The organism is Acinetobacter sp. TY1, assembly GCF_048551395.1.
In the GTDB taxonomy this organism is placed as follows: Bacteria; Pseudomonadota; Gammaproteobacteria; order Pseudomonadales; family Moraxellaceae; genus Acinetobacter.
The window spans coordinates 25,148-34,323 of sequence record NZ_JBLYZK010000031.1 but is presented as its reverse complement, the minus strand read 5'-3'; the positions used below and the strand labels follow the sequence as shown (position 1 = coordinate 34,323).

The window sequence follows — 9,176 nt, the reverse complement described above, 5'->3', positions numbered from 1 at the left end:
TGGTCGTGTGACTACAGAAGTTGGCACGTTAAATACAAGAATGACATCTGAAGTGGGTACATTGGATGGAAAAATTAATACAAATACAGGTGCGATTAATACATTAGGTGGTCGTGTGACCACGAATGAAGGTGATATTGCCAATTTAAAATTGGGTCAAGGCACACTTAACCAATTGGCAGTGCAATATGATACTACGACACAAGATGTCATTACGCTGAAAGGTACAAGTGGTACGAAAATTACCAATTTACAAAATGGTGATATTTCAACAGTAAGCTCAAAAGATGCGGTAACAGGCGGACAGTTATATACAACGAATACGGCCATTAGCACTTTAGATGGTCGAGTGACAACCGAAGTGGGAACGCTGAATACGCGTATAGGAACAGAAGTCGGCACGTTAAATACAAGAATGACATCTGAAGTCGGCACATTAGATGGAAAAATTACCACCAATAGTAATGCGATTAATACATTAGGTGGTCGTGTTACTACGAATGAAGGCGATATTGCCAATTTAAAATCGGGTCAAGGCACACTTAACCAATTGGCAGTGCAATATGATACGGCAACACAAGATGTCATTACGCTGAAAGGTACAAGTGGTACGAAAATTACCAATTTACAAAATGGTGATATTTCAACAGTAAGCTCAAAAGATGCGGTAACAGGCGGACAGTTATATACAACGAATACGGCCATTAGCACTTTAGATGGTCGAGTGACAACCGAAGTGGGAACGCTGAATACGCGTATAGGAACAGAAGTCGGCACGTTAAATACAAGAATGACATCTGAAGTTGGCATATTGGATGGAAAAATTACCACCAATAGTAATGCGATTAATACATTAGGTGGTCGTGTTACTACGAATGAAGGCGATATTACCAATTTAAAATCGGGTCAAGGCACACTTAACCAATTGGCAGTGCAATATGATACTACGACACAAGATGTCATTACGCTGAAAGGTACAAGTGGTACGAAAATTACCAATTTACAAAATGGTGATATTTCAACAGTAAGCTCAAAAGATGCGGTAACAGGCGGACAGTTATTTACAACGAATCAGAATGTTGCAATGTTATCTACACGAGCAACGGCAGGAGCACAGCAAATAACATCTATTTTAGGTGGTGGGGCAACTTATAGCCGTGGCGTATTTACTTTACCTACGTTCTCAATTCAAGGGAAAAGCTATTCAAATATTGGAGATACATTTGGTGCTGTGAATACTGAAATCAGTACCTTAAAAACCTCAGTAACAAATTTAAAAGCGTATGTAGATCAGCAAAATAGTGGAAGTGAGAGCAATCTTAAAAGCTATATTGATCAACAAGATGCTAAAAATATAACAGATGCTAAAAGCTATACAGATCAACTAGCTTCTAATACTTTGAGTAGTGCAAATACGTATACAGACCAACAGGATTCAGCAACACTCAATAGTGCAAATACGTATACCGATCAGCAAACATCAGCAGTATTAAAAGATGCAAATGCTTATACTGATCGTAAAGTTCTAGGTATAAATACAGGTACTGGAAACACGAGCGGTACGGGGATTAATTCTACAGCAATTGGTCCAAATACTGTTGTGTCAGGGAATAACTCTACTGCAGTTGGTGTAGGGAACAATGTTTCTGGAAATAATTCAGGTGCATTTGGTGATCCTAATATTGTGACTGCAAATGGTAGTTATGTCGTAGGTAATGATAATACTGTGAGTGGTGACAATACATTTGTACTTGGAAATAATGTCAATACCTCGGCAAAAAATTCAGTGGTATTGGGTAATGATTCGACATCTACACGAGATAATACGGTTTCGGTAGGCTCAAGTGGAAATGAACGTCAAATCACCAATGTTGCAGATGCAACTGAAAAGACTGATGCGGTGAATTTACGTCAAATGCAAGCAGCCAATACTGAAACATTAAAATCTTCGAAGGAGTATACGGATACTCGTGTGAGTACTTTAGAAAGTAGCTTCTCCGATTTTAGTTATCAGACGGATCGCCGTTTTAAAGAGGTGGATAAGCGATTTGATCGTCAAGGTGCGATGTCAGCAGCAATGATGAACATGGCAACGAGTACTGCTGGCTTGAAAGGATTGAATCGAGTCGGTGTAGCTGCAGGTTTCCAAGGCGATGAAAAAGCTGTTGCTATAGGTTATCAACGTATTGTCAGTGAAAATGTAAGCTTAAGTGTTGGTGGTGCGTTTACTGATGAAGATGGTTCAGGTGGTGCAGGTGTAGGCTTTAGTTGGTAAGCTTTAATTTGATTTGATATAAAAAGGCGATTGATATTTGATCGCCTTTTTGTTTTTTACTTCAAAGTATTAAATTTTTTGGTTTTATTCTGCTTTAGGATGAAGCCGATCAATTAATGTGTGGCTTGCTGTATTGAGCCCTAATATCTCAACATGAGTACCACATGACTCAAATTTATTTTTAACCGAATTTAACATTGAGACAGACGTAAGATCCCAAATATGTGCATGGTTCAGATCAATCACTACATTCTGGATATGCTCTTTAAAATCAAAGAATTGATAGAATTTATCAGCACTGCTAAAGAAGATTTGCCCTGAAATTGTATACTTTCGTGTTGTATTATTGAGTAATTCAGATTGAACCCTCACTTCATTTTCAAGTTTATTAATGAAGAATAAAGCTGACAATAAAACCCCTGAAAGTACACCAAGTGCGAGATTGTGTGTTGCTAAAACAATGACCACAACCAAAATCATGACTGTATTACTTTGCATTGGATGTTTAGAAAAGTTTTTGACAGAATCCCAATTAAATGTTGTAAATGCGACCATTATCATAATGGCAACGAGAGCAGCCATAGGAATGTAAGATAACCAATCTTTAAAAAATACCACTAAGCAAAGCAAAAATACACCAGCAACGAGCGTTGAAAGGCGAGTGCGAGCGCCTGAAGAAACGTTGATAATTGATTGTCCAATCATGGCACAGCCTGCCATTCCTCCCATAAAGCCACTCACTATATTGGCAATGCCTTGTCCACGACATTCTTTATGTCGCTCTCCTTCAGTTTGAGTCACTTCATTGACAATTGTCGTCGTCATCATGGTTTCAAGTAAACCTACTGTTGCTAATGTTATGGCATAAGGAAAAATGATTTTCAATGTTTCTAAATTGAATGGGATTTCAGGAACTAAAAAAACGGGTAATGTATCGGGAAATGTTCCTAAATCGCTGACAGTGCGCATGTCTGCATTGAATAACATGGCAACGAGGCTGAGTAAAACAATACAAATTAAAGGTGAGGGAATACGTTTTCCAATTTTAGGAAGATGTGGAAATAAGTAAACAATGCACAAACCTAATGCGACAAAAATATAACCTGTGATATCCATCCGCGATAATTCGGGGAGTTGTGCGATAAAAATCAAGATTGCCAAAGCATTGACGAAGCCATACACCACAGATTGTGAAACAAAGCGCATTAACTTAGCGACTTTGAAATAACCAGCAACGATTTGAATTATTCCAGTGAGAATGGTTGTTGCAAATAAATACTGTAACCCATGGTCTTTGACTAAAGTAACCATGAGCAATGCCATGGCACCCGTTGCTGCAGAAATCATGGCAGTACGACCGCCAAAGAATGCAATGGTTACAGCAATACAAAAAGATGCATATAAACCCACCTGAGGATCTACACCTGCAATTGCTGAAAATGCAATAGACTCGGGAATGAGAGCTAAACCAACCACTAAACCTGCTAATACATCGGTTCGGATGTTTGAAAACCATTCCTGTTTCTTCAGACTGATCACAATAAACCATTCAATTTTTAAAAAGATGCGTATGTTAATGCATCTTTTAACCAAAAAGCAGAACAGATTGACTTGAAAAAGAATTCATTTTAATGAATATTCAAAGAGTCGCTTATTTATTGTTTTACGCTTTCTTGTAGTTTGACATTTTGAAACTTGAAATTGGTCAATAAGCCATTTAACAGAATTAACTTATAACAAGCAATAAGGAATAGAGATGAAATTATATTATTCACCGGGCGCATGCTCTTTGGCGGCACATATTTTACTGAATGAAATTAATGTCGATTTTGATCTTGAGCGTGTAGATCTCAAAACACATAAGACAGAAAAAGGCGCAGATTATTATGAGATCAATCCAAAAGGGTATGTGCCTGCTTTAGAAATTAATCCGGGTTTGATTTTGACTGAAAATGTCGCAGTACTTCCTTTTATTGCTCAACATGATGCAGGGCAGGACTTAATCCCACCTTCGGGTTTAGGACGTGCAAAGGTTTTGGAATGGTTAGGTTATTTGAACTCAGAATTACATGATGAATATGCTGTATTTTTTGACCCTAAAATTACAGAAGATGAAAAAGTACGTGGCTATGCAACCATTGATAAAATGCTGAAATATATTGATGATTATTTAGCAAAATCAGACTATGACTATTTGGTGAATGATCGTTTTGGTCCTGCTGATGCATATTTATTTGTGCTAACCAATTGGTCGAAGGTCATTCATCATGATTTAACACCATTTACCAATATTGTGGCTTTGCGTAATAAAGTTGCAGAACGCCAGTCTGTACAAATTGCAATGCGTGATGAAGGTTTGATTGCTTAATTCATTTTTATGTTAAAAGCACCTTTGGGTGCTTTTTTTTTGACTTAAATGATTGATGTGATTGGCTTCGAAAGAAATATGAAATAAATGATTTACTTTTCGATTGTGCTGTCTATTTTAATTGTTGAATTTTAATCAATAATATTTTGCAATTTTCAGCATTTTTCTCAATAATTTTTTGCATTATATTGCCTGAAAATTGAATAGATTGAAGGTAAAGTCATGAGCAATATTTTAATCATCAATGGAGCAAAACAGTTTGCACATTCCAATGGCGAATTAAATGATACGTTGACTGAATTAGCACATAATGTGCTTGTTGAGAACGGACATCACATTAAAATTACACGTACAGATAAAGACTATGATATTACAGAAGAAATTCAAAAGTATGTCTGGGCAGATGTCATTATTTATCAAATGCCAGGATGGTGGATGGGCTCACCATGGACAGTAAAAAAATATATTGATGATATTTTTACTGAAGGGCATGGTGTTTTATATGCCAGTGATGGTCGTAGCCGTTCAGATGCATCTAAAAAATATGGTTCAGGTGGATTAATACATGACAAAAAATATATGCTGTCATTGACGTGGAATGCACCGAAGGATGCTTTTACTGATCCATATCAATTTTTTAATGGTGTAGGTGTTGATGGTGTTTATTTACCCTTTCATAAAGCCAATCAGTTTTTAGGTATGCAGGGTTTACCGACATTTATTGTAAATGATGTGATTAAAGCACCCGATGTTGAGCTATATAAAACAGAATATCGTCAACATTTATTGGCATTATTTGGTTAGGATGATTGAATAATGCTTACAGTTATTGCTGAAATTTTGACAAATTCAGAGCATAGTTTACAGAGGGTTATAGGTTCATTTAAAGCCATTCAAAACACTGTTCTACAAGAAGTAGGCTGTCATGGTTATGATTTGTATATTGATAGCGTTGTAGATGCTGTTAGAGATAGTACCATACAACAAAAAGTACCTTATTCACTGGTGATGTATGAACAGTGGGAAACGATGCAACATCTTGAAGTACATATGCAAACTGCGCACATGAAAGCTCATTTTGATGCAGTGAAGGATTTGGTGTTGGATGTTAAAATAAGAATATTGGAAAAGCAGTGAAATGATTAACGCCAGTAAATACAACTTGATGAAGTATGTAACGGTAACTTTACTTCTTTTATGAATATTTGATTAAGCACCTTTGGGTGCTTTTTTATTTAAAAATCTATTGAGTTGGATTGTCTTTTAAGATTCCATTGATGAAGTAATCTTCAGGCTTAAATTGAATAGACTGTAGAGTATAATACTTCAAATTTTCGAGGTGTTGCCAGGTGACTTTAGTTTGATCTTTAGAAGATTGAGGTTGCATAGAACTTTGAGTAATTTTTCTCTTATTAGTTATATAGTTGATACTAGTATTATGAACTTCTCCTGTGTTTTTTTGAGTGAAGTCATAGTCAAAGCCAATGAGTTTGAAGTCATTATTGATCCATTTAAAATGGTAAGTATTTGTAGAGCCATACCAGTTTGAACACGTAGACATTGAATTGAAAATGATACTTAATGCTTGTTTTCTAATTTTGATCGCTTGTTCTTGAAAGGCATCTGGTAGACAGTTTTCATGATCAGGGTATGTCCATTCAGGGAGTTTTTTGGTCAAGATCAGGTTATCGCTTTTATTTTGTTTGAATAGAATAAGAAGTTTACGATCAGATATTTTATAGTTTTTAGGTTGAATAATTATCGCAAGATCTGCTTTACCATCATTATTGAGATCACCAGTAGATTGTGAAAGGATTTCATAGTTTTGCGGAATGAATTTATGTAATGATGCAGGAGTATGTTCAGCTAAACATACTGACGAAAAGCTAATAAGAAACAGTAGATAGGTTATTTTAATCATTGTAGATTTCAATTCTTTTTATTTAACTTTGATGAATTTAAAAGGATTCCGTAGAACCCTTTTATATGATGCTTATAGATGATCAATTGAATTGGATCAGTACTATTTAAAGAAATATCCTGTTTCAGGTGAGCTTGCATTCGCCATACGTTTACGTGGCATACGACCTGCCAAATAGGCTTCACGACCTGCTTCAACTGCTTTCTTCATTGCCGATGCCATCAAAATAGGATGTTGTGCGGCTGCAATTGCTGTGTTCATAAGGACACCATCACAACCCAGTTCCATTGCAATTGCAGCATCACTTGCTGTACCGACACCAGCATCAACTAAAACAGGGACTTTGGCATTTTCTTTTATGATGGAAATAGTATGTGGATTTAAAATCCCTAAACCTGAACCAATCAGACTACCTAAAGGCATAATCGCAACACAGCCCATACTTTCAAGCTCTTGAGCTACAATCGGATCATCTGATGTATAGACCATGATTTCAAAGCCATCATCAATGAGTGTACGTGCTGCTTTAAGCGTTTCGGTAATGTTTGGATATAGCGTTTTTTCATCACCTAAAACTTCAAGTTTCACCAAGTTATGACCATCTAAAAGTTCACGTGCGAGCATGCAAGTACGCACAGCGCTATTGGCATCGAAACAACCGGCGGTGTTAGGTAAAATGGTGTATTTTTCAGGTGGGATCACTGACAATAAGTTCGGTTGATCAGGATGCTGTCCAATATTGACGCGGCGAATCGCAACCGTAACAATCTCAGCTCCACTGGCTTGAATCGCAAGGTCAGTTTCTTGTAAATCTTGATACTTACCTGTACCCACAAGCAGGCGAGACTGAAAAGTACGAGAACCAATGATCAGAGGTGAATCTTGATAATTAAATGAATTTGGGAGGTCTTGCATGGTTTTCTCCATTTTAGCCGCCACCGACAGCTTGAATAATTTCAATTCGATCTTGTGCAGAAATCACTGTACATTCAAGTTTACTTTTGGAAATGATCAATTCATTCATTTCAACGGCATAACGTTTACCTTCGAGAGAAAGTTCTTGAATAAGTTGCAGTAGATTTTGGCAAGACGTTTCTTGTGGCTTACCATTTAAGAAAATTTGCATAACTGTTCCATTTAATAGCGTCCATACGTGTGCAAATTGAAGATGAGTGTTCAATACATCCAATTATTTTAAGTGTTTAAAGGCATTCCATGCGAGAACGAGCCAACCCAAAATCATCAATGCACCGCCAATTGGAGTAATTGCACCCAATATACGAGGTAAACCAAGTGCCATGATATACAGTGAGCCACAGAACAAGAAAATACCGATTTGAATCAATAAAAAGCTTATTTTTATTGGAAGTTGCGGAATGACTTTACTGATGATGCCTAAGACAAGTAAGCCAAGTGCATGATAGAAAAAATAGTCGGTTGCGGTATGCCACCAAGTGAGTTGCTCAGGAGAGGCAATTTTTTTTAATCCATGTGCGCCAAAAGCACCCAAGACTACCGCTAAAGCGAGGTTTAGTGCAGAGATTCCGATCCACATAAACGTGATTCATCTGAATAAAATTTCGCATAACATTAACATAAAATTGAGCTGTCATCATGGTAAAATTGCTTAAATAATTGATAAAGTAAAAGAGCCATATCGGCTCTTTTACAGATTTCTAACCAAGTGATTTACTCATTAGAAATGGAATGGATGACTTAGTTGGACGACATCGCTACTTTAATTTTATCCATCGCATTTTTTTCTAACTGACGAATACGTTCCGCGGACACGTTATATTCAGCGGCCAATTCATGTAAGGTCGATTTATCATCATCTAACCAACGACGCTGTAAAATATTGCGTGAACGATCATCAAGTTGTTCCATTGCGCTGTGCAAGGCGTTATTACTTTGTTCTTCATAATCTTCTTCTTCAACCAAACGAGCAGGGTCGTAACGATTATCTTCGAGATATAAAGAAGGAGCAACATAGGTGGAATTATCATCGTCATCTTCGCCTTGTGCTTCAAAAGCAGCATCATAAGCAGTTAAACGACCTTCCATTTCGAGCACTTGTTCAGGCGTTACATTTAAATCATTAGCAATTGATTTGGCTTCTTCAAGGGTGAGTTTTTTGCTTGATTTTTTAAGACTACGGAGGTTAAAAAATAGTTTACGTTGTGCTTTAGTAGTCGCAATTTTGACAATCCGCCAGTTACGAATCACGTATTCATGAATTTCAGCTTTAATCCAATGTACTGCAAAAGACACCAAACGGACACCCATCGTTGGGTCAAAACGTTTTACCGCTTTCATTAAGCCTAAGTTGCCTTCTTGGATTAAATCACCTTGTGGAAGTCCATAGCCCGCATAACTACGAGCAATATGCACAACAAAACGTAGGTGAGACATTACCAACATTTTTGCGGCATCCAAATCTTGATCGTAAAAATAACGATCTGCAAGCTCTTTTTCTTGTTCAGCGGTCAGAATTGGAATTTGATTGACCGTGCTGATATAAGCCCCGAGGTTAACACCTGGGGCAGATAAGGACAGGGGCATCAATTGATTGCTGCTGTCGCTCATGAGTACTCCTTAATCGGATCAAATTT

The 9,176-nt window shown here is 37.1% G+C and carries 10 protein-coding genes; 4 read left to right on the top strand and 6 right to left on the bottom strand.

Annotated features, from left to right (window positions below; translation table 11 throughout):
- A partial coding sequence (locus ACK2M2_RS14250) for a YadA family autotransporter adhesin (protein WP_419349494.1) occupies positions 1 to 2,275 on the top strand: 2,275 nt, incomplete at its 5' end.
- Positions 2,276 to 2,359: 84 nt separating this feature from the next.
- Here ACK2M2_RS14250 and ACK2M2_RS14245 read toward each other — a convergent pair.
- Positions 2,360 to 3,814: a SulP family inorganic anion transporter gene (locus ACK2M2_RS14245; protein WP_419349492.1), complete on the bottom strand. Its 1,455-nt coding sequence runs from the start codon at positions 3,812 to 3,814 to the stop codon at positions 2,360 to 2,362.
- 217 nt (positions 3,815 to 4,031) lie between these two features.
- Here ACK2M2_RS14245 and ACK2M2_RS14240 point away from each other — a divergent pair, with 217 nt between their 5' ends.
- From ACK2M2_RS14240 to ACK2M2_RS14230, 3 genes are all read left to right on the top strand, one after another.
- A complete protein-coding gene (locus ACK2M2_RS14240) occupies positions 4,032 to 4,643 on the top strand; it encodes a glutathione binding-like protein (protein WP_409512751.1) in 612 nt (203 codons plus the stop codon).
- Positions 4,644 to 4,865: 222 nt separating this feature from the next.
- Positions 4,866 to 5,447 (top strand): NAD(P)H-dependent oxidoreductase, encoded by a 582-nt coding sequence (locus ACK2M2_RS14235; RefSeq protein WP_409512750.1) that lies wholly within the window; start codon positions 4,866 to 4,868, stop codon positions 5,445 to 5,447.
- Positions 5,448 to 5,459: 12 nt separating this feature from the next.
- The gene (locus tag ACK2M2_RS14230) at positions 5,460 to 5,780 is read left to right on the top strand and encodes a putative quinol monooxygenase (protein ID WP_409512749.1); all 321 of its coding nucleotides are present in this window, start codon (positions 5,460 to 5,462) and stop codon (positions 5,778 to 5,780) included.
- 106 nt (positions 5,781 to 5,886) lie between these two features.
- Here ACK2M2_RS14230 and ACK2M2_RS14225 read toward each other — a convergent pair whose 3' ends face one another.
- The 5 genes from ACK2M2_RS14225 to rpoH all read right to left on the bottom strand — a co-directional run bounded on the left by ACK2M2_RS14225 (position 5,887) and on the right by rpoH (position 9,150).
- On the bottom strand, positions 5,887 to 6,564 hold the full coding sequence (locus tag ACK2M2_RS14225) for a hypothetical protein (RefSeq protein ID WP_419349489.1): 678 nt from the start codon (positions 6,562 to 6,564) through the stop codon (positions 5,887 to 5,889).
- Positions 6,565 to 6,666: 102 nt separating this feature from the next.
- On the bottom strand, positions 6,667 to 7,479 hold the full coding sequence (locus ACK2M2_RS14220; RefSeq protein WP_419349487.1) for a thiazole synthase: 813 nt from the start codon (positions 7,477 to 7,479) through the stop codon (positions 6,667 to 6,669).
- A 13-nt stretch (positions 7,480 to 7,492) separates the two neighbouring features.
- Positions 7,493 to 7,690, bottom strand: coding sequence for a sulfur carrier protein ThiS (gene thiS / locus ACK2M2_RS14215; RefSeq protein ID WP_419349485.1), 198 nt, complete (start codon positions 7,688 to 7,690; stop codon positions 7,493 to 7,495).
- Positions 7,691 to 7,753: 63 nt separating this feature from the next.
- On the bottom strand, positions 7,754 to 8,119 hold the full coding sequence (locus ACK2M2_RS14210) for a DUF423 domain-containing protein (RefSeq protein WP_419349484.1): 366 nt from the start codon (positions 8,117 to 8,119) through the stop codon (positions 7,754 to 7,756).
- A 161-nt stretch (positions 8,120 to 8,280) separates the two neighbouring features.
- Positions 8,281 to 9,150: an RNA polymerase sigma factor RpoH gene (gene rpoH, locus ACK2M2_RS14205; RefSeq protein ID WP_409512744.1), complete on the bottom strand. Its 870-nt coding sequence runs from the start codon at positions 9,148 to 9,150 to the stop codon at positions 8,281 to 8,283.
- Between the last annotated feature and the right edge of the window lie 26 nt (positions 9,151 to 9,176).

What these genes read in the sequence shown, in the direction of transcription:
- ACK2M2_RS14220 (WP_419349487.1), bottom strand. Translation starts at nt 7,479, where the DNA reads ATGCAAGACCTCCCAAATTCATTTAATTATCAAGATTCACCTCTGATC.
- ACK2M2_RS14225 (WP_419349489.1), bottom strand. Translation starts at nt 6,564, where the DNA reads ATGATTAAAATAACCTATCTACTGTTTCTTATTAGCTTTTCGTCAGTA.
- ACK2M2_RS14210 (WP_419349484.1), bottom strand. Translation starts at nt 8,119, where the DNA reads ATGTGGATCGGAATCTCTGCACTAAACCTCGCTTTAGCGGTAGTCTTG.
- ACK2M2_RS14240 (WP_409512751.1), top strand. Translation starts at nt 4,032, where the DNA reads ATGAAATTATATTATTCACCGGGCGCATGCTCTTTGGCGGCACATATT.
- thiS (WP_419349485.1), bottom strand. Translation starts at nt 7,690, where the DNA reads ATGCAAATTTTCTTAAATGGTAAGCCACAAGAAACGTCTTGCCAAAAT.
- rpoH (WP_409512744.1), bottom strand. Translation starts at nt 9,150, where the DNA reads ATGAGCGACAGCAGCAATCAATTGATGCCCCTGTCCTTATCTGCCCCA.
- ACK2M2_RS14235 (WP_409512750.1), top strand. Translation starts at nt 4,866, where the DNA reads ATGAGCAATATTTTAATCATCAATGGAGCAAAACAGTTTGCACATTCC.
- ACK2M2_RS14230 (WP_409512749.1), top strand. Translation starts at nt 5,460, where the DNA reads ATGCTTACAGTTATTGCTGAAATTTTGACAAATTCAGAGCATAGTTTA.